This window comes from Kitasatospora sp. NPDC001225 (genome assembly GCF_053597855.1).
Genome location: NZ_JBSFJC010000056.1, coordinates 12,647 through 32,191 on the forward strand (window position 1 = coordinate 12,647; position 19,545 = coordinate 32,191).

A 19,545-nucleotide genomic window follows, 5' to 3' on the forward strand; every position below is an offset into this window, starting at 1 on the left:
ACGGACACGACGGACACACCGACGGACATGACGAACGCACCCGTGAACGCCGGCTACGAACGCACCGACGAACGCACCATCGCACCACCGAAGGCAGGACCAGCAGTGACAGCAACACCGCAGACGTGGACCGGCCGTTGGGTCGCCGACCGGGCCGGGATCGCCCTGACCGGCTCCGAGCGCCTCCCCGAACTCGTCGGCCTGGCGCTGCGCTCGGGGAACCCCAAGCGCGCCCACCTGCTGGTCTCCACCGTGCTCGGCAAGCACGTGCCGCAGCGGCCCTCGGTGGTCCACGGCGCCGGGCTCGAACTCGGCCGCCGGGTCCGCGACCTGCTCGGCGCGGAGGCGGCCGGGCGGGCCGTCGTACTCGGCTACGCGGAGACGGCCACCGGCCTGGGCCACAGCGTCGCCGACGGCCTGGACGCCCCCTACCTGCACTCCACCCGCCGGCCGGTGCCCGGCCTGGACCCGGTCGGCGGCTTCGAGGAGGAGCACTCGCACGCCACCTCGCACCTGCTGCTCCCCGCCGACCCCGGACTCCTCGCCGGGGACGGGCCGCTGGTGCTGGTGGACGACGAGTTCTCGACCGGACGGACGGTGCTCAACACCATCCGCGACCTGCACGCCCGCCACCCGCGCGGGCACTACGTGGTGGTCGCCCTGGTGGACCTGCGCTCCGCGGCCGACCGGCGCCGGCTCGATGAGGCCGCCGCCGAACTCGGCGTCCGGCTGGACCTGGTGGCCACCGCGAGCGGCGGCGTCGAGTTGCCGGAGGACGTCGTGGCCCGGGCCGAGCGGCTGATCGCCGAGGCGGCGCCGGCCGCCGCGCCCCCGGCCGGGGAGCCGCCGTCGGCCGGCCCCGCGCCGCTGGACCGGGTCGAACTGGACTGGCCCGCCGGGCTCCCGGACGGCGGCCGGCACGGCTTCACCGCCCGCGACCGCGCCCGGCTGGACGCCGCACTGCCCCGGCTGGCCGGGCAGCTCGCCGAGGCCCTGCCCGCCGGCGCGCGGCGGGTGCTGGTACTCGGCTTCGAGGAGCTGATGTACGCGCCGCTGCGCCTGGCCGACGCCCTCGCCGAGCGGCTCGGCGGCGACCGCGTCCGGTTCTCCACCACCACCCGCTCGCCCGTCCTGGCGGTGGACGACCCCGGCTACGCCATCCGCACCCGGCTCGCCTTCCCCGCCCACGACGACCCGCGGGACGGTGGCTCGTCCGAGCGCTACGCGTACAACGTCGCCCCCGGCAGCGACCCGGCGCGGCGCTTCGAGGCCGTGGTGCTGGTGGTGGACGACGTGGCCGACACCCCGGCGCTGCACGAGGGTGAGCACGCGCTGCTCGGCCAGCTGCGGCGGGTGACCGACCGGGTGGTGCTCGCCGTGCTGCCCTCGCACCGGCCGGTGCCCGTCGTGCCCGCTCCGCTCGCCGTGCCCCTGTCGCCGCCCGGGTCTTCGAAGCTGCCCGGGTCTTCGGAGTTGCCCGCGCCCCTGTACGGGCCGGCGTTCTCCTCGTACCCGGCCGAGGAGGTGGCCTGGCTGCTCAAGGACCTCTCCGGGGTCGCGCTCGAAGCCCCCACCGAGGAGCGCGAGGAGGCCGTCCAGAACGGTGGCGCCCACTACGCCGAGTCGCTGCCGGTCGAGTACCAGCCCAGCCCCGAGTACCAGGAGCTGTTCCACCAGGCGCTGCGCGGCTCCGCCGGCCGGATCGCGCTCGCCGTCGGCACCGTCGCCGAGACGCTGCTGCGCGAGCGTGGCCCCGGGCTGGTGCTGGCCTCGCTGGCCCGGGCCGGCACGCCCGTCGGCATCCTGGTCCGCCGCTGGCTGGCCTTCGCCCACGGCCTGTCGGTGCCGCACTACGCGGTCTCGATCGTGCGCGGCCGCGGCATCGACCCGGTCGCACTGCGGTACCTGGCGGCCCACCACCGGGCGCGGGACGTGGTGTTCGTGGACGGCTGGACGGGCAAGGGCGCGATCACCCGCGAACTGGCCGACGCGCTGGCCGGCACCGGCTTCGACCCGGACCTCGCGGTGCTCGCCGACCCGGGCCGCTGCGTGCGGACGTACGGCACCAGGGACGACTTCCTGATCCCGTCCGCCTGCCTCAACTCCACGGTCTCCGGGCTGGTTTCGCGCACCGTGCTGCGCGCCGGGCTGATCGGGCCGGACGACTTCCACGGGGCCAAGCACTACGCCGAGCTGGCCGGGAACGACGTCTCGGCGCTCTTCCTGGACGCGGTGGCCGCCCGCTTCGGCGAGGTCCGCGCCGCGGCGGTCGAGGGCGCCGACCGGCTCGCCGCCGACCCGCACCGGGAGCCCGACCGGGCCGGCTGGGCCGCCGTCGAGCGGATCAGCGCCGAGTACGGCATCGACAACGTCAACCTGGTCAAGCCCGGTGTCGGCGAGACCACCCGGGTGCTGCTGCGCCGCGTCCCCTGGCGGATCCTCGCCCGGCGCGGCGCCGGGGCGGACCTCGACCACGTCCGGCTGCTCGCCGCCCAGCGCGGCGTCGAGGTCGAGGAGGTGGACGGCCTGCCGTACACCTGCGTCGGCCTGATCCACCCCCGCTACAGCCGCGGGGCGACCGGGGGAGACGGGCGCGCGGTGGCCGACGGGGGCACCGTGACCGAGACGACGGGGAGGGAATCCTGATGGGTGTCCTGGTGGCCAGCGACCTCGACCGGACGCTGATCTACTCCGAGCGGGCCATGGCCCTGGCCGGGCCCGACCGGCTGGCGCCGAGGCTGCTCTGCGTCGAGGTGTACCAGGGGCGGCCGCTGTCCTTCATGACCGAGCGGGCCGCCGGGCTGCTCGCCGAACTCGCCCGGGAGGCCTGCTTCGTCCCGGCCACCACCCGCACGCCGGAGCAGTACGGGCGGGTCAACCTGCCCGGCCCGACGCCGGACTGGGTCCCCGCGTACGCGATCTGCGCCAACGGCGGGCAACTGCTGGTGGACGGCGTGCCGGACGGTGACTGGCGGGCCGAGATCACCGCGCGGATAGCCGCCGGCTCGGCCCCGCTGGAGGAGGTCGTCCGGCGGCTCGCCCTGTGCGCCGACCCGGAGTGGACGCACAAGCGGCGGGTCGCCGACGAGCTGTTCGCCTACCTGGTGGTCGAGCGCGCCGCGCTGCCGGAGGGCTGGCTGGCGGAGCTGACCGGCTGGTGCGCCGAGCGCGGCTGGACGGTCTCCCTGCAGGGCCGCAAGGTGTACGCGGTGCCCGCGCCGCTCACCAAGAGCGCCGCGCTGGCCGAGGTCGTCCGGCGCCGCGGCGCGGACACCGTGCTGGCGGCCGGGGACTCACTGCTCGACGCCGACCTGCTGCTCGCGGCGGACGCGGGCTGGCGCCCGGGGCACGGCGAACTCGCGGACAGCGGCTGGACGGCCCCCGGCGTCACCGCCCTGACGGAGGTGGGGGTGACGGCGGGGGAGGAGATCGTCCGGCGGTTCCTGGCGGGGGCGTCGGCCCTGCCGGTCGGGGGCTGACCCCCGGGTCCGGGTCCGGGTTCGGGTCCGGGTTCGGCTGCGGGTGGGTCAGCCGCAGCAGCCGCCGCCGCAGCAACCGCCCCCGCCCCCGGCGGGGGCCTGCGGGGCGGCGGCCGCGCCGCCCGTGACGGCGACGGTGGACAGCAGCTTCACGGTGTCCTGGTGGCCCTGCGGGCAGACGGCGGGGTCGTTGGCCTGGGCCATCGGGCGGCGGAGCTCGAAGGTGGCGCCGCAGGAGCGGCAGCGGAAGTCGTAGCGAGGCATACCGGCAGGGTACCGAGCGGGGTCCCCGCCGGCAGCCCGCTTCGGGTGCTTCCAGGGCTTCCGGCTGCTTCGGTGCTACCGATGCCTTGGCGCTCCCGGTGCTACCGGTGGCCGCCGAGGTCCCCGCGGATCAGCTCGATCACCCGTGCCGCCGTGTCCCGTACCGCCGCGAGCTCGGTCAGGAAGTGCCAGTAGTCGGGGTGCCGGCCGGCCGCCTCCAGCGTGGCCACGGCGCGGTCCAGCCGGGCCACCGCCTCGTCCAGCGGGGCGGCGTGCCGCGGGTCCGGCGCGCTGCGCCCGGCCATCGCCAGCCGCTGCGCGTCCCGGATGGCGAAGCGGGCGCGCTCGATCTCCCGGTTGGGGTCGTGCTGCACCTCGTTCAGCTGCCGCAGCCGGTCGTTCGCCGCGAGCACCGAGCCGTCGGCGGTCTCCAGCAGCGCGCGGACCGTCCCGATCGCGGCGGTGGCGTCGGCCCAGCGCTGCTCGTCCCGGGCCCGGGCGGCCTCGGCGAGCTTGCGCTCGGCGGCCCGCCCGGCCTCCGCGACCTGGTCCGGCACCCGCTGGAGGTCCTGCCAGCAGGAGGTGCTGAACCGGCGGCGCAGCTCGCTCAGGGCGGGCTCGACCGTCTCGGCCTTGGTCTCCAGCGCCTGGATGCGGGTCCGCAGGCTCGCCACCCGCCGGTCGATCTCCCGCGCCCGCTCCGGCAGTTGTCCGGCGTCGGCGGCGATCGCCTCGGCGCGCTGCTTCACGTCCTCCGCGCGCCGCAGGGTGTCCGCGACCCCGTGCCGGGCCGGGCCCTCGTTCAGCCGGCCGAGCTCGGGCGCCAGTTCGGCGAGCCGGGCCGCCAGGTCGTCCGCCCGCAGGCCGGCGCCGCGCGCCCCGTCCAGCGCGGTGGTGGCCGCGAGCAGCGCGCGCTTGGCCTGCTCGACCGCCGGGGTGACCCGCATCAGCTGCTGCTCGGCGTGCTCGACGGTCGGCTGCAGGCGGCGCAGGAAGTCGTTCAGCTCCGCCCGGGCCGAGCCGAGCTGGCTCTTCACGTCCTCCAGCCGGCGCCTGGCCTGCGCGGCCGTGCCGGCGTCCAGGGTCTCGCTGTCCAGGTTGTGGGCGTCGAGCGCGGCGAGGTAGTTCACGGTGACCTGCTCGACCCGGCCGGAGATCGCCGCCAGGTCGGCCAGCGCGCGCTGCGCCGTCGGGCCCTCCTCGGCCGCTCGGACGGTCTCCACCGCGAGCTGCACCTCGCGCTGGGTCTCCTCCAGCTCGTAGAACGCCTCCTGGGCCGCCGCCCGGGCCTCCCGGGCCTGCGCCCGTCCGCCCTCGCCGCCGCCCCGCCGGCCCCACCAGCCGCCGGTTCCGGCGGAGGCCAGCCCGACTGCGGCCAGCGCACCCGCCAGCGCCACCGGCACCACCAACGCGTCGGCCAGTGCCGCCCCCGCCCGACGCCGCCCCCGCCCGCTCCCGCCGGCCACCGTCACTGCGCGCTCCCTGCTCCGACCCGCTGATCCGGCCCCCATTCTCCCCGATCCCCCCGCCGGCCCGGCACCCCCTCCCACCCCGCCCGCCGCACGGCCCCGCCCCTCACCGGGCGCCCGTCCCCCACCACCTCCCGGGACCAGGTACCCTAGGCTCTCGTCGTGCGCCCCTCGGGCCACGGCAGGGGCGCGTAGCTCAGTGGTAGAGCGCTGCTCTTACAAAGCAGATGTCGGCGGTTCGAAACCGTCCGCGCCCACAGCAGGGAGCCCGGTGCCCCCGACCGGGATGGTCGGGGGCACCGGGCTCTCGTGGTGTCGGCGCCGGGGCCGGGTCAGACCTCGAGGACCCGCAGGGCGGGGTGGTCGACCGTGTTGAGGTAGAGCTTCTCCTTGGTGCCCTCCTGCTCCAGCTCGACGACCAGCCGGTAGCGGTACAGGCCGGGCTTGGCGGTGCTGAGCACGGTGCCGGCCCAGTAGTAGTAGACCGGGGTCAGCGGGGAGCGCATGCGGTCGGGCATGCCGTAGATCTTGAGCTCGGTGAAGAGCTTCCGCTCGGCCACGTCCTCCTCGTCACCCAGTTCGGTGTCGAGGACCACGATGTTGTTGATCTTGGGCATGGGCGGCCAGGTGCCGTCCAGCCGCCGCTCCATGTCGAGCGGGCGGATGATCCAGTTGATCACCTGGCCCTGCTTGCAGACCGTCTCCAGCTGCCGGGTGCCCTGGCCGGACCCGCCGACGCTGTTGTCCATCATGTACATCGCGTCGCCCAGCGAGCGGTTGGCCGTGGCCCGCTCCATGTTCACGAGCGTGACGACGTTGAGCTGGACCGAGTTCAGCTGCCCGGGGTTCTGCTTCCCCTCGGTGGCGCTGCTTGCCGTGGTTGTCAAGGTTCCTCCTTCGAGCGCGCCGCTCCGGGCGGTCCACCCGCCCGGAGCCGTCCGTTGCGCGGAGCGGTCAGGTGGCCCGGCCGACCAGGACGGGCGACACGGTGGTGGTGATCGGCTCGGCCTGGGTGCCCAGCCGGAACCGGATCCGGTACGGCACGGGGGACGCGGCGTCCTTCTTCACCGTCCCGGTCCAGTAGGCGACGTCGGTGCCGGGGTACACCTTCCGGACCGGCTCGCACACCTCGTGGTCGATCTCGATCCCGTCGATGGCCACGTAGGCCTCGCACTCGAGCGCCAGCACGTTCCAGAGCAGCTGGTCGCCGGCCTTGACCTTGGTCCGCAGCTCCTCGGTGCCGAAGTCGGCGGACCCGCCGGCCTTGTTGGTGTCGTACAGGTACAGGTGGCCGTGGGTGCTCTGGGACGCCAGCATGCCCACGCAGTCCACCACCGCGGTGATCGAGATCGGGCGCTTCGGCGTGGTCTTCAGCCGTGGCTTGGTGGTCATCTACTCCTCCTCGTCCTTACGGGGACTTCCTGGGACAGCGGTTCAGCCGAAGGCGGCCGGGGCGATCGGCAGGTAGCCCACGCCCGCCCCGGTGAAGCCGTTCCGCTTGGGCTCCGCGGTGATCCGGAGCTTCGACTCGCAGGTGAGGTTGACCGGCTCCCAGGTCCACTCCCCCGCCCGCTGGATCAGCTCGTGGAGCTGGATCCGCATCTTGTAGCTGTACGTGCCGGGCCGGGAGGTGTCGATCGTCGCCGACCAGTACCAGCCGTCGGTGACCAGGTCCGGGGAGCCGTACTCGGCCGGGTAGATGATCTTCTCGTCCACCGCCTCGCCGAAGATGTCGGTGATCACCGGCGCCGGGTAGCTGTGGGTGTCCTGGCCGTGGTCGGAGACCACCCGGCCGGTGACGTCCAGGACCCGCTGCCCGGAGAGGGCCGCGGTGCGCGAGGCGCCGTTGACCCTGGTGCCGACGGTCTGCCGGATCCGGGTGAGCGCGGCCTCGGTGTCGCCGTTCGCGACCCCGGCCTTCTCGCTCAGGTTCGCGAGCTCCGCCAGCGCCTCCTTCTCGGCCGCCCGCGCCCGGGTGGTGTGGTAGCCGCGGGGCACCGTCGGGGGGATCGAACCGAGGCTGTACGGGAGCCAGTTGAGCACCTGCTCGCCGGCCTGCGAGCCGTCGCTCCAGTAGCTCCCGTTGATCGCGGTGACCAGCTCGCCGGTGCCCTGGTTCAGGGAGCCGTGGAGCTTCATGTTGTCGAACAGATAGGTGTTGCCGGTCAGCGTCCGGGACTCCAGCGCGTTGCCGACGTCCACGAGCACGATGATCGCCAGTTGTTGGGCCATGCGCCCACCCTCCTTGTCGGTGTTCCGCCTACAGGCACATCAGTGCGGGCGAGTCGATGTGCAGCACGCTGTGCTCGCCCTCGTACATCTGGAGCTCCAGCCGGTACCGGTACGGCACCCCGGGCACCAGGTACGGCGGGACCACGCCGGACCAGACGTTGAGGTCCAGCTGGCCGGCCGCCACCCGGTGGTCGGCGGGCGCAGCGCCGTCCGCGCCGTCCGCCGCACCGGCGTCCACGCCCTCGACCGCGGAGCCGGCCACGGCGGCGGGGTCGACGCCGTACGCGTCCGCGCCCGCGGTCCCGTCCGCCGGCACGAAGCTGATGCTCCGGATCTCGACGGGCGTCTGCAGGTCCACCGCCAGGGCGGACCACTGGACCACCTGGCCGGGGACCACCACGGTGACCAGGTCGGGAGTCCCCTGGTTCTTGCTGTCGAACGACCCGTCGTCGATCAGGCAGAGGTTGCCGTTGAGCAGCGACTTGTCCGAGAGCGCGCCGATCACGTCCACCACGACGGCGATGTTCACTTGCGGTTTCATCCTCACTCCATTCCTCGAACCAACGTTCCGGAGCGGCGGTCGTACCGCCCCGCCGGCTTGGTCAGTCCCGGTCAGCCCCGGTCGCGCACCAGCGGCACCTTGCCGACCGACGTCCGCTCGATCTCCGTGGACGCCCGGGGCACGAACTTGACCAGGAACCGGTAACCGGTCTTCTCGATCGAGGCGGGGTTCGCCTCGCCCTGGTTGAACAGCGAGAGCGAGCGGGGCAGCGCGTTGACGAAGACGTGCTGGACCCCGTACGGGCCGAGCGCGGCGTCCATCCGGTACGTCAGACCGGCGACGTCGTCGACCGAGGCCAGCAGCGTGATCGTCTTGCCCTCGCGGTGGTTCACGAACTGGATCTCGTGGGCCACCACGTCCAGGTCCATCGCGGTGGCCTTGAGCAGGTCGTCCCGCACCGCCTCGTACGCGCGCGGGGCCGAGTACTGGCTGTCGTTCAGGTGCAGGATGTCCCCGGTGCGGCCGGCGAACTCGAACTGGCCGGTCTTCAGCCCGGGCCCGTCCAGCCGCGGGCGGCGGATCATCCGGTCGCCCAGCTTCAGCCGCAGCAGCGGGGCCTCGTGCCCGTGCAGCCGGGTGACGACCAGCTCGCCCTCCTCGCCCTCGGCGACCCAGCGGCCCTTCTCGTCGACGATCTCCACCAGGTGCAGCCCGGGCACGGCCGCCAGGCAGGGGGACTCCTCCGTCAGCTGCAGCCCGATGGTCTCGGCCTGGGTGGCGGCGAAGTAGCTGAGGATCGACAGGTTCGGGTACATCGCCTTGAGCTCCGCCCGCTTGCGCTGCGGCAGCACCCCGCTCCCGTACAGCGCCACCCGGAAGCTCTCCTTGGCCTCCTGGCTCATGCCCGCGCCCAGCTCGCTGAGGATCGCGATGCCCGCGGTGATCCCCATCAGCGCCTTCGGGCCGGGGTAGGAGAACATGTGCTCCAGCACCGGGGCGGTGACCGGCCCCGCGCCGATGTAGTTGACCCCCGGCACCTGGGCCAGCACCCCGCCCACCATGGTGCCGCTGCTCCACATCTGGTAGTCCGCCAGCGTGGTGTACAGCCACTTGGGGTCGGTGCCGGGCAGGTACTTGGCGAGCTGGTAGGTGCCCATGAAGCGGCCGGCCACCTCGTAGGTGTCCCGCAGCTCCCGCAGCGAGTACACCGACTCCAGGGGCTTCCCGCCGCTGGTGCCGCCGCTGGCCACGATCTCGAAGCCGCCGCGCGCCAGCGGCACCACCATGCCCGGGCGCGAACCCATGAAGAACTCGCGCTGGGTCTCCTTGTCCGACAGCGGGATCCGCTGCCAGTCCTCGTACGTCCGCGGGGCGGCGTCGACGCCGGCGCCCGACAGGCGGCTGCGCCAGAGCGGGTTGAGCCGCACCGTGTTGACCATCTGCTGCAGGCGGCGCAGCACCAGGGCGTCCTGGAGCTCGTGCGACACCTCGCTGTACGGCGCCTGGCAGACCCGCTCGCACTCGCGGAGCTTGCTCGCGAACGAGGGGAGCTTCTCCACCGCGTCGACCGACTCCGGATTCAGCTCCCACTCGGGGATCAGCCAGCTCGCCAGTTCGTCGATGCCGCCGGGTGCCGCCGGCCGGTCGGGCGCGACACTCACTGCACTCATCGTCAATTCCCCGTCCTTCTGTTGTTCACGTGTTCATGTGCCGTCGTTCGTTCGGCAGGGATTGTTCGGGCACGGTTCTCCGGCGGCCCTCAGCGGGCGTCGGCCAGGAGGTCGGTACCGACCCGCCTGATCTCACCGAGCAGCATCCGGAAGTGTTCGGCGGTGATCTGGTGGTTCATCATCACCACGCGCAGGGCGGCTACCCCGTCGATGTTCACCTTGGAGATGAAGAAATTCCCCCGGATTTTGATCCGGTTCCTGATCGCCACCTGGAGGCGGTGCACGCCGTCGTCCGGAAGTTCTGCCGGTCGGTAGCGGAAGCACAGGATGTTGGCCTCCGGGCGGTGCAGCGTCTCGAAATCCGGCTCGTCCAGGAGAATCCGGTGGATTTCCCCGGTCAGGTCGCAGAGGTACTCGATCTTCTCGGCGAACAGGGCCGGGCCGTAGACGGACCAGAGGGTCCACAGCGGCATGATCATGGGCCGCTTGGTGCACTCGAAGTTCCGGGCTCCGCTGTCGAGCTCGGTGTAGCGGTCCGGCTCCTCGTCGAAGACGTAGCTGGCGCGCTGCTGGAAGGCCCCGAGGCTGTCCTCCTTGTTCCGGTAGAACAGCAGCGTGCAGGGCGCCGGGACGAACATCATCTTGTGCGCGTCCCAGGCCACCGAGTCGACCTTCTCGATGCCCCGCAGCTTGTGCCGGAGCCGGTCGGAGACCAGCAGGCTGGCGCCGTGGGCGCCGTCCACGTGCAGCCAGATGCCGGCTTCCCGGGCGATGTCGGCGAGTCCGTCGAGCGGGTCGAAGGCGCCGACCGAGGTGGTGCCGGCCGAGGCGACCAGGGCGAACACCTTCAGCCCCCGCTGCTCGGCCGCCGCCAGGGCGGGCCGCACCTGCTCCAGGCAGATCTGCTGCTCCGCGTTGATCGGCAGGCGGACGATCTGCGACTCGCCGATCCCCAGGATCCCGGCCGCCCGCGAGACGCTGTAGTGCACGTCCGCGCCGACCGCGATGGCCGGGCGGGGCAGACCGTCCCCCGACGGACTGCCGTCCGACCAGAAGCCGGGGAACATCTTGTTCCTGGCCGCCAGCAGCGCGGTCAGATTGGCCAGCGACCCGCCCGAGGTGGTCACCATGGCGAAGGAGTCCGGTTCCCACCCGATGAAACGGTTCAGCTCCTCGGCCATGATGCGCTCCGCCACGCTGGGCAGCTGGCCGGCCTCGTAGAACGAGGACGGCTGGTTGACCACCGAGCTGACGAAGTCGACGACCCCGCCCAGCGGCACCACGCCCGAGAACTGCCGGCCCATGTACCCCGGCGAGTGGACCTGGATCCCCGTCCTGATGTACAGGTCGGTGATCGCGTCCAGCCGCTTCTCGTCGAAGGCCGCGATCTTCTCGCGCTCGGAGGTCATCAGGGCCCTGGCGGCCAGCGTCAGCGTTTCGGGGTCGATGAGTTCGAGCCCTCTGATCGAGGAATCGGCCAGATGGCTTTCGAGCCGGTTCAGTACCGTCTCGGAATTCTCCCGGAACAGCTCGGGGTCGAACGTGTCCGCCGGCATTCCGCCGTCGCACGGTTTTCCGACCCCGGGAGTTGCGGAGCGACTCGGCTTCTGAGCGCCGAGCAGCGATCCGACTCCGCTTTTTTGCTCGATCGTCTTCTGATTCGAGCGAGATTCCACCATAGGAGCCCCCCAATGGCCCTTGTTGAGGACATCGAGACTTTCCCTTTCCGGAACGGTGCATGTCCAGCTGGGTCACTCCAACGGGTGAATCTTCGTTTTTTATCGGCGTTCGATTGCGGCCCGTCGCCGGACGACTCCGGTGTGTGACATCCGGCATCGATGCTGGCCAGGGCGGTAGGGCGGCTTGTCACATTTCGAACATTGCAATCGAACGTCGAGGTTGTTATTCGAACGCCAGCCGGGAATGTGCCGTTTTGGCCCCCGGGTCCGCCCGACGGGCCGATTCCGCCCCTTCTGGCCGGTAACGGACCAGGACCGCCGCCCGGTCCTCGTGCCGCACCCGCTACGGGGGCCGGTGATCCCGGGTGATAGGGAGGTGGGATGGCTGAGGTGGCTGAGGTGGCGTTCGACGCGGTGCTGTGCGATGTGGACGGCGTGATCCGGTTCTTCGACGGGAGCCGGGTGGCCGCGCTGGAGCGGGCGGCGGGACTGGCGGAGGGGAGCACGGCGGAGGTCGGGTTCGCGCCGGAGAACGACCTCCCGCTGCTGCTCGGGCGGATCGGGAAGGCGCAGTGGGTGGACTCGATCGCGCGGGGGCTGGCCGGCCGGGTGACGGACGCACAGGCGCGCGCCCTGGCACAGGCGTTCGCGGACTCGCCGTTCCGGGCGGACGCGGCGGTGGTGGGGCTGCTGCGGCGGGCCCGGGAGCACTGCCGGGTGGTGCTGGTGACCAACGCGACGGCGTGGCTGGACGAGGACCTGGCGCTGCTGGGGCTGACGGACCTGGCGGACGAGGTGGTGAACAGCTCCCGGGTGGGCAGTGCCAAGCCGGACCGGCGGATCTACGAGATCGCCGCCGAGCGGGCCGGGGCGGCACCGGAGCGGTGCCTGTTCGTCGACGACCGCCAGGAGAACGTGGACGCGGCGGTGGCGCTGGGCATGACCGGGGTGCGCTACCGGGGGCCGGAGGACCTGCGGCGGGCGCTGGCGGCGGTGCTGGACGGGCGGGGGGTGTCGGGCTGACGGGGTGCTCGGGCTGAGGGGGCTCGGGCCGGCGGGCGGTGCTCGGGCTGAGGGGGCTCGGGTCGGCGGGCGGTGCTCGGGCTGAGGGGGCTCGGGTCGGCGGGCCGTGCTCGGCGGCGGGTGGCGGGGCCGGGGGCGCCGGGCGAGGATCGGGGGGACCGGTCGGACCCCTGGGAGCGGTGGGCGGATGGCTGAGCAGGTCGGGGAGCAGGTCGGGGCGCAGGCCGGGGGGTCGCGGGCGGAGCTGTCCTCGCGCCTGAACTGGCTGCGCGCGGCCGTGCTGGGGGCCAACGACGGCGTGGTGTCGACGGCGGGCATCCTGACCGGCGTGGCGGGTGCGGCGGGCTCCCGGACGGCGCTGCTCGCGGCCGGGGTGGCCGGACTGCTGGCCGGGGCGATGTCGATGGCGGCCGGCGAGTACGTCTCGGTCAGCACCCAACGGGACACCGAGCGGGCCGCGTTGGCGCGGGAGCGGCGGGAGCTCGCGGAGGACCCGGAGGGGGAGCTCGACGAGCTGACCGACTACTACCGGGGCAGCGGGCTGGCGGACGGCCTGGCCCGGGAGGTGGCGACGGCGCTGACCGAGCGGGACGCGCTGGCCGCCCACGCGCAGACCGAACTCGGCATCGACCCCGACGTGTTGACCAACCCCTGGGAGGCGGCACTGGCCAGCGCGGCGGCGTTCACGCTGGGCGCGCTGGTGCCGCTGCTGGCGGTGCTGCTGCCGCCGGAGTCGTGGCGGCTGGTGGTGACGGTGGTGGCGGTGGTGGCCGCGCTGACCCTGTCGGGCTGGGCGAGCGCCCGGTTGGGGGGTGCCGGTCCGGCCCGGGCGGTCCTGCGCAACGTCGTGGGCGGGTTGCTGGCGATGGCGGTGACGTACAGCGGCGGCGTGCTGCTGGACCAGGTCACCGGGTGACCGCGAACCCCCGGCCGTACGAGCGGACGGGCGGACGGGCGGACGGGCGGACCACCGGACCGTGGCGGCGGGGCCCGGGCACGCCGGGTGACGGCCCCGGTCGGCTCGACGGGCGGGCCGGTCCGGCCTGTGTTTGTGTGGCTGCAAACCGCTTGGGAGAGGTGACTTGCCGTGACCATGCCCCCGTTCGGATCGAACGATCCGTTCTCCGACCTGCTCAGCCGGTTCTTCGGGATGAGCCCGCTGGCCTCCCCGCCCGCCGTACAGCGGGTGCCGATCGGGCGGCTGCTCAGCGAGTCCTCGCAGGAGCTGCTCGCGCTGGCCGCGCAGCGGGCGGCCGAGGACGGCTCCAGCGACCTCGACACCGCGCACCTGGCCTGGGCGGCCACCCGGGTGGACCCCTCGCGCCGGATGCTGGAACGGGCCGGGATCGACCCGGACCGGCTCTCCGGCGACCTGGAGCACGCCCTGCCGTCCGGCAACCCCGAGACGGTGGACGGCCGGCCGGCGCTCACCCCCTCGGCCAAGCGCGCGCTGCTCGCCGCGCACGCCCGCTCGCAGGAGGCCGGGGCCTCGTACATCGGCCCGGAGCACATCCTCGGCGCGCTGCTCGACCAGGAGCGCTCGGGCGCCGGGGTGGCGCTGCGCAACGCGGCGCCCTCGCAGGAGGCGCTGAAGTCGGTGCTGGAGGGCCGCGGCACCGGCGGCGAGCGCAGCAGTACGGGCGCCCACCCGAGCGAGACGCCGACGCTGGACGAGTACGGGCGCGACCTCACCGAGGAGGCGCGCTCGGGCCGGCTGGACCCGGTGGTGGGCCGGGCCGAGGAGATCGAGCAGACCGTCGAGATCCTCTCCCGGCGGACCAAGAACAACCCGGTGCTGATCGGTGAGCCGGGCGTCGGCAAGACCGCGATCGTCGAGGGCCTGGCCCAGCGGATCGTCTCCGGGGACGTGCCGCAGAGCCTCAGGGAGAAGCGGGTGGTCACCCTCGACCTGACCGCGCTGGTGGCCGGCTCCAAGTACCGGGGCGAGTTCGAGGAGCGGCTGAAGAACGTGATCGACGAGGTCACCGCGGCCGAGAAGAGCGTGATCCTGTTCCTGGACGAGCTGCACACCGTGGTCGGCGCGGGCGGTGGCGGCGAGGGGTCGATGGACGCCGGCAACATCCTCAAACCGGCGCTCGCGCGCGGTGAGTTGAGCGTGGTCGGCGCGACCACGCTGGACGAGTACCGCAAGCACGTGGAGAAGGACGCCGCGCTGGAGCGCCGCTTCCAGCCGGTGCTGGTGCCCGAGCCGAGCGTCGAGGAGACGATCGAGATCCTCCAGGGGCTGCGCGACGCGTACGAGGCGCACCACCAGGTGCGGTTCACCGACGAGGCGCTGGACGCCGCGGCGACGCTCTCCGACCGGTACGTCAGCGACCGCTTCCTGCCCGACAAGGCGATCGACCTGCTGGACCAGGCGGGTGCGCGGGTCCGGCTGCGCAGCCTGAGCGGCTCCACCGAGGCGACCGGGGTGCGGGACCGGATCACCAAGCTGAAGCGGGAGCTGGACGAGGCCGTCGCGGACGAGGAGTTCGTCCGGGCCGCCAACCTGAAGACCGAGCTGCGGCAGACCGAGGACGAGCTGGCGGCGGTCGCCGAGTCCCGCGAGGAGGTCGTCGACGTGACGGCCGACGACATCGCGCAGGTGCTCTCCTCCCGGACCGGCATCCCGGTCGCGGAGCTGAACGCGACGGAGAAGGAGCGGCTGCTCAAGCTGGAGGACCACCTGCACCAGAAGGTGATCGGCCAGGACGAGGCGGTCACCGCCGTCTCCCAGGCGGTGCGCCGCGGCCGGGCCGGGATGGGCGACCCGGAGCGCCCGACCGGCTCCTTCCTCTTCCTCGGGCCGACCGGCGTCGGCAAGACCGAGCTGGCGAAGGCGCTGGCGGCACTGCTGTTCGGCGACCCGGACCGGATGATCCGCTTCGACATGAGCGAGTTCCAGGAGAAGCACACCGTCTCCCGGCTGGTCGGCTCCCCGCCCGGGTACGTCGGCTACGAGGAGGCCGGGCAGCTGACCGAGGCGGTGCGCCGCAAGCCGTACAGCGTGCTGCTCTTCGACGAGGTGGAGAAGGCCCACCCAGACGTCTTCAACCTGCTGCTCCAGGTGCTGGACGACGGGCGGCTGACCGACTCCCAGGGGCGTACGGTCGACTTCCGCAACACCGTGGTGATCATGACCAGCAACATCGGCTCGCAGCGGATCCTCGACCACGCGGGCAACGTGGACGAGATCAGGGACGACCTGATGCGGGACCTGCGGCAGCACTTCCGGCCGGAGTTCCTCAACCGGATCGACGAGGTGATCGTCTTCCACGCGCTCACCCGGAAGGACCTGCTGTCGGTGGTGGACCTGCTGCTGGAGCGCAGCCGGCGGCGGCTGCGGGCCCAGGACGTCCGGCTGGAGGTCACCGAGGCGGCCAAGGAGTACCTGGTCAACCGGGGCTACCAGCCGGAGTTCGGGGCCCGGCCGCTGCGCCGGACGATCCAGTCGGAGCTGGACAACCGGATCTCCAACCTGCTGCTGGACGGTTCGGTGCGGGAGGGGGACACCCTGATCGCGGAGGTCAGCGACGGGGAGCTGGTGGTCACGCTGGCGCGGCCGGAGGCCTCGGCCACCTTCGAGGAGGCGGAGGCGAAGGCCGCCGCCGCTGCCGCCGAGGGCTGATCCGGTCGCGGCGGGCCTGGTTCGGGCGTACTCCAGGGGGAGTACGCCCGAACGCCACTGCTGGAGGACGCGTACGGGCGCGGCGCGGGTCTAGCTTGTGGGCATGATGCCGCCCACCTCCCCGCCGACCGAGCCGCCCGTGGCGGAGCAGCCGCCGGGGGAGCCGTCCGAGCCGCCGCGCCCGCCGTGGGCGCGCGCGGCCGCGGCGGGCCACGCACTGGGGCCGGCGGTGGCGGTCGCGGCGATCCAGGTGGTCGGCTCGACCGTCGCCGCGCACGGCCAGCACGGGCGGGTCCCGCTGGACGCCCTCGGCTACCTCCTGCTGCTGCTCGGGCCTGCCCTGCTGGTGCTGCGCGGCCGCCGGCCGGTCGCGGTGGCGGCCGGCACCTCGGTGGTCACCGCCGGGTACCTGGCCGCCGGGTACCCGTACGGGCCGGTCTTCGTGAGCTGGCTGATCGCCTGCTGCGCGGCGATCGGCTCCGGGCACCGCCGGGCGGCCTGGACGGGCGCGGCCGGGGTCTACCTGGTGCACCTGCTGGGCGCCTTCGTGCTGCCGGCGAGCTGGCAGCGCGCCGCCCCGCCGTCCGGCAGCGTCTGGCCGCAGGAGCTCGGGCTGCTGGCCTGGCTGCTGCTGGTGATGGCGGGCGGCGAGCTGGTCCGGTTCCGGCGCGAGCGGATCGCCGCCCACCGGGCCTACCGGCAGCAGCTGGAGGAGCGCCGGGCCAACGAGGAACGGCTCAAGATGGCCCGGGAGTTGCACGACATCCTGGCGCACAGCCTGTCGCTGATCAACATCCAGGCCGGGGTCGCGCTCGCGCTGCTCGACCGGCGGCCGGAGGAGGCGCGCGGCGCGCTGGTCACCATCAAGTCGACCAGCAAGGAAGCGCTCGGCGAGGTCCGCCAGGTGCTCGCGACGCTGCGCGGGCCCGGCGCGCCGCCGCGCGGGCCGGCCCCGGGGCTGGACCGGCTGGACGAACTCACCGAGCAGGCGGACCGGGTGGGCCTGGAGGCGGAGGTGCAGGAGCGCGGCGAGCGGCGCGCGCTGTCCGCCGCCGTCGACCTCACCGCCTTCCGGATCGTCCAGGAGGCGCTCACCAACGTGGTCCGGCACTCGGCGGCCCGGCAGGCGGTCGTGGTGCTGGACTGGACGGACCGGGCCGTGCTGGTGGTCCGGGTGGAGGACCCGGGGCCCGCGGTGCCCGGCGACGCGGGCGGGTCGGGCAGCGGGCTGGTCGGGATGCGGGAACGCGCGGCGGCGTTCGGTGGCACCATCACGGCGGGGCCGCTGCCCGACGGCGGCTTCCGGGTCCGGGCGGAGCTGCCGACACCGAAGGCGGAGAGCGATTGATTCGGGTACTGCTGGCGGATGACCAACTGCTGGTCAGGGCGGGCTTCCGGGCCCTGCTGGACCTCCAGGACGACCTCACGGTGGTCGGCGAGGCGGACGACGGCGAGGCCGCGGTCCGGCTCGCCCGCGAACTCGTGCCGGACGTCGTGCTGATGGACATCCGGATGCCGCGGATGGACGGGCTGGAGGCGACCAGGAGGATCGCCGAGGACCCGGCGCTGTCCTCCGTGCGGGTGGTCGTGCTGACCACCTTCGAGCTGGACGAGTACGTCTTCGAGGCGCTGCGCTCCGGGGCGGCGGGCTTCCTGGTCAAGGACACCGAGCCGGCCGACCTGCTGCGGGCGGTCCGGGTCGCCGTCGCGGGGGACGCGCTGCTCTCACCGGGGGTCACCCGGCGGCTGATCGGCGAGTTCGCCGCCCGGTCGAAGCGGCCCGAGACCGTGCCGCAGGGGCTCCCGGACATCTCGATGCTGACCGAGCGGGAGCGCGAGGTGCTGGCGCTGGTCGGGATGGGGCTGTCCAACGAGGAGATCGCCCGGCGGCTGGTGGTCAGCCCGCTGACGGCGAAGACGCACGTCAGCCGGGCGATGGTGAAGCTCGGGGTGCGGGACCGGGCGCAACTGGTGGTGCTGGCCTACGAGTCGGGGCTGGTGCGGCCGGGCTGGCTGGGCTGAGGGCTGCTCCCGGGCCGGAGCGTCGCGGGTGGTTCGTACTCTCCCGGGAGTATCCCAACTGCCGCTGCTGGTAGGACGCGCGATGAGGGTCTTCGGCGGGACGCTTCAGGTGTCTCGGGGACCGCCCGAGGCGCTGGAAGCCCACCACCGAGGAGTTGAACCACCATGTACACCCAGCTGGCCGACTGGCACGGCCCGGGCCCGTGGATCCTGCTGATCCCCCTGGTCTGGATCGCCGTGGTGGTCCTGGTGATCGCGGTCCTGCGCCGCACGGTCTGGCGGCGGCACGGCTGCGGGTACGGCGCCAGGGCCGGGTTCGGGCCCGGATCGGGAGCCGGGGCCGTCGTGGAGCATCCGCTGGCCGTCCTGGGCCGCCGCTACGCCGAGGGCGACATCGACGCCGAGGAGTACCGCGCCAAGCGGGCCGTGCTCAGCGAACCGCCGCGGGGCGACCCGGGAGGAGGCGGCGCCAAGTGACCGCCCCGGGCGTCGTACGGGGCGCCGCCGCCCGGGTGGCCGACGACCGGGTCGCCGACGCCGTGGAGGTCCACGGCGTCGGCGGCGCCGGGGGCCGGCAACCCGGCCGCGTGACGGTGGGCCGGAGGCTCAGCCCGCCTGCTGCGGGAAGACCTCCCGCAGCAGCGGGTCCGGCAGTCCGCGCTTGCGCCACTCGCGCGGGTAGCCGAGCGAGACCTCCGTGAACGGGACGCCGTCGTAGGTGGTCCGGCGCGGGATGTGGAGGTGGCCGTAGATCATCGCCGCGGTGTTGAACCGGGTGTGCCAGTCGGCGGTCAGCTCGGTCCCGCACCACTGGGCGAACTCGGGATACCAGAGGATCTCGGTGGGCTGACGGACCAGCGGGTAGTGGTTGACCAGGACGAGCGGGACGTCCGGGTCGCAGGCCGCCAGTCGCTTCTCGGTCAGCCGGACGCGCTCGCGGCACCAGGAGTCGCGGTCCGGGAACGGGTCCGGGTAGAGCATCCGCTCGTCCGCGCAGACGATGCCGCTCTCGTAGGCGGCCGCCAGGGAGGCCTCCTTGGTGGTCGTGCCCGGCGCGCGGAAGGTGTAGTCGTAGAGGAGGAAGAGCGGGGCGATGCGGACGGGTCCGCCGGGGCCCTCCCAGACCGGGTACGGGTCCTCGGGGGTCACCACGCCGAGCCGGCGGCAGCGTTCCACCAGGTGCTCGTAGCGGGCCACTCCGCGCAGCTGGACCGGGTCCTCGGGGTGGGTCCACAGCTCGTGGTTGCCGGGCACCCACACCACGCGGGCGAAGCGTTCGGCGAGCAGGCCGAGGGCCCACTCGATGCTGGTGGTGATCTCGGCGACGTCACCGGCGACGAGCAGCCAGTCCCCGGGGTGGGAGGGCTGGAGCTTCTCCACCAGGTCGCGGTTCTCCTGGTAGGAGATGTGCAGATCGCTCACGGCGAGCAGCCGTCCACCCGTCGGGGTGGTCCGTTCCGGCTGTGCCTCGCTGCGGTTCTCCGTAGTCACTCCTGCCCCCTGAGGTCGCCCGGCCAATGGGGCCCACCCTACGTGGCGGGCGGGGGGAGTGGGGCGGGTTGACGGGATCAGTCGTT

The 19,545-nt window shown here is 73.4% G+C and carries 17 protein-coding genes and 1 tRNA gene; 9 read left to right on the plus strand and 9 right to left on the minus strand.

The features are described from left to right. Window positions 1-27: 27 nt before the first annotated feature. Together ACWDCZ_RS20455 and ACWDCZ_RS20460 are read left to right on the plus strand one after the other, a co-directional pair. The gene (locus ACWDCZ_RS20455) at window positions 28-2,646 is read left to right on the plus strand and encodes a phosphoribosyltransferase (protein ID WP_449816585.1); all 2,619 of its coding nucleotides are present in this window, start codon (window positions 28-30) and stop codon (window positions 2,644-2,646) included. Next, a complete protein-coding gene (locus tag ACWDCZ_RS20460; protein WP_074000779.1) occupies window positions 2,646-3,479 on the plus strand; it encodes an HAD family hydrolase in 834 nt (277 codons plus the stop codon). Before ACWDCZ_RS20455 ends, ACWDCZ_RS20460 begins: the two co-directional genes overlap by 1 nt. Window positions 3,480-3,527: 48 nt before the next feature. Here the strand turns inward: ACWDCZ_RS20460 and ACWDCZ_RS20465 are convergent, their stop codons facing one another. Both ACWDCZ_RS20465 and ACWDCZ_RS20470 read right to left on the minus strand, forming a co-directional pair. Then, window positions 3,528-3,743 carry an FmdB family zinc ribbon protein gene (locus ACWDCZ_RS20465; RefSeq protein WP_049659427.1) on the minus strand — a complete coding sequence of 72 codons (216 nt, stop codon included), beginning with the start codon at window positions 3,741-3,743 and terminating at the stop codon, window positions 3,528-3,530. 101 nt (window positions 3,744-3,844) lie between these two features. After that, window positions 3,845-5,254, minus strand: a complete 1,410-nt coding sequence (locus tag ACWDCZ_RS20470) for a hypothetical protein (protein WP_449811423.1) — start codon at window positions 5,252-5,254, stop codon at window positions 3,845-3,847. Window positions 5,255-5,397: 143 nt separating this feature from the next. Here ACWDCZ_RS20470 and ACWDCZ_RS20475 point away from each other — a divergent pair. Next, window positions 5,398-5,469, plus strand: a tRNA-Val gene (locus ACWDCZ_RS20475). A gap of 75 nt (window positions 5,470-5,544) precedes the next feature. Here ACWDCZ_RS20475 and ACWDCZ_RS20480 read toward each other — a convergent pair. The 6 genes from ACWDCZ_RS20480 to ACWDCZ_RS20505 form a co-directional block, all read right to left on the minus strand. After that, window positions 5,545-6,099, minus strand: a complete 555-nt coding sequence (locus ACWDCZ_RS20480; protein ID WP_049654908.1) for a hypothetical protein — start codon at window positions 6,097-6,099, stop codon at window positions 5,545-5,547. Window positions 6,100-6,166: 67 nt separating this feature from the next. Beyond that, a complete protein-coding gene (locus ACWDCZ_RS20485) occupies window positions 6,167-6,604 on the minus strand; it encodes a hypothetical protein (RefSeq protein WP_074000783.1) in 438 nt (145 codons plus the stop codon). A 42-nt stretch (window positions 6,605-6,646) separates the two neighbouring features. Then, entirely contained in the window at window positions 6,647-7,444 is a 798-nt protein-coding gene (locus ACWDCZ_RS20490) for a hypothetical protein (protein WP_074000784.1), read from the minus strand. A gap of 28 nt (window positions 7,445-7,472) precedes the next feature. Then, window positions 7,473-7,985 (minus strand): hypothetical protein, encoded by a 513-nt coding sequence (locus tag ACWDCZ_RS20495; protein WP_449816586.1) that lies wholly within the window; start codon window positions 7,983-7,985, stop codon window positions 7,473-7,475. Between the two features lie 71 nt (window positions 7,986-8,056). Then, the gene (locus ACWDCZ_RS20500) at window positions 8,057-9,616 is read right to left on the minus strand and encodes a hypothetical protein (RefSeq protein ID WP_449816587.1); all 1,560 of its coding nucleotides are present in this window, start codon (window positions 9,614-9,616) and stop codon (window positions 8,057-8,059) included. A gap of 89 nt (window positions 9,617-9,705) precedes the next feature. Further along, window positions 9,706-11,172, minus strand: a complete 1,467-nt coding sequence (locus tag ACWDCZ_RS20505; protein ID WP_074000787.1) for a pyridoxal phosphate-dependent decarboxylase family protein — start codon at window positions 11,170-11,172, stop codon at window positions 9,706-9,708. Between the two features lie 504 nt (window positions 11,173-11,676). Here ACWDCZ_RS20505 and ACWDCZ_RS20510 point away from each other — a divergent pair. The 6 genes from ACWDCZ_RS20510 to ACWDCZ_RS20535 all read left to right on the plus strand — a co-directional run bounded on the left by ACWDCZ_RS20510 (window position 11,677) and on the right by ACWDCZ_RS20535 (window position 18,445). Further along, window positions 11,677-12,318, plus strand: coding sequence for an HAD family hydrolase (locus ACWDCZ_RS20510; RefSeq protein ID WP_449816588.1), 642 nt, complete (start codon window positions 11,677-11,679; stop codon window positions 12,316-12,318). A gap of 187 nt (window positions 12,319-12,505) precedes the next feature. Then, complete coding sequence (locus tag ACWDCZ_RS20515; RefSeq protein ID WP_074000789.1) at window positions 12,506-13,234, plus strand: VIT1/CCC1 transporter family protein; 729 nt, start codon at window positions 12,506-12,508, stop codon at window positions 13,232-13,234. 177 nt (window positions 13,235-13,411) lie between these two features. Next, window positions 13,412-15,946, plus strand: coding sequence for an ATP-dependent Clp protease ATP-binding subunit (locus ACWDCZ_RS20520; protein ID WP_449816602.1), 2,535 nt, complete (start codon window positions 13,412-13,414; stop codon window positions 15,944-15,946). Between the two features lie 103 nt (window positions 15,947-16,049). Further along, window positions 16,050-17,294 (plus strand): sensor histidine kinase, encoded by a 1,245-nt coding sequence (locus tag ACWDCZ_RS20525; protein ID WP_449816589.1) that lies wholly within the window; start codon window positions 16,050-16,052, stop codon window positions 17,292-17,294. Continuing rightward, the gene (locus ACWDCZ_RS20530) at window positions 17,291-17,968 is read left to right on the plus strand and encodes a response regulator (protein ID WP_049654512.1); all 678 of its coding nucleotides are present in this window, start codon (window positions 17,291-17,293) and stop codon (window positions 17,966-17,968) included. Before ACWDCZ_RS20525 ends, ACWDCZ_RS20530 begins: the two co-directional genes overlap by 4 nt. A gap of 165 nt (window positions 17,969-18,133) precedes the next feature. Further along, window positions 18,134-18,445 carry an SHOCT domain-containing protein gene (locus ACWDCZ_RS20535; protein WP_380742242.1) on the plus strand — a complete coding sequence of 104 codons (312 nt, stop codon included), beginning with the start codon at window positions 18,134-18,136 and terminating at the stop codon, window positions 18,443-18,445. Window positions 18,446-18,574: 129 nt separating this feature from the next. On the opposite strand, the gene ACWDCZ_RS20540 is transcribed toward ACWDCZ_RS20535, so the two are convergent. After that, entirely contained in the window at window positions 18,575-19,459 is an 885-nt protein-coding gene (locus tag ACWDCZ_RS20540) for a metallophosphoesterase family protein (RefSeq protein ID WP_074000793.1), read from the minus strand. Between the last annotated feature and the right edge of the window lie 86 nt (window positions 19,460-19,545).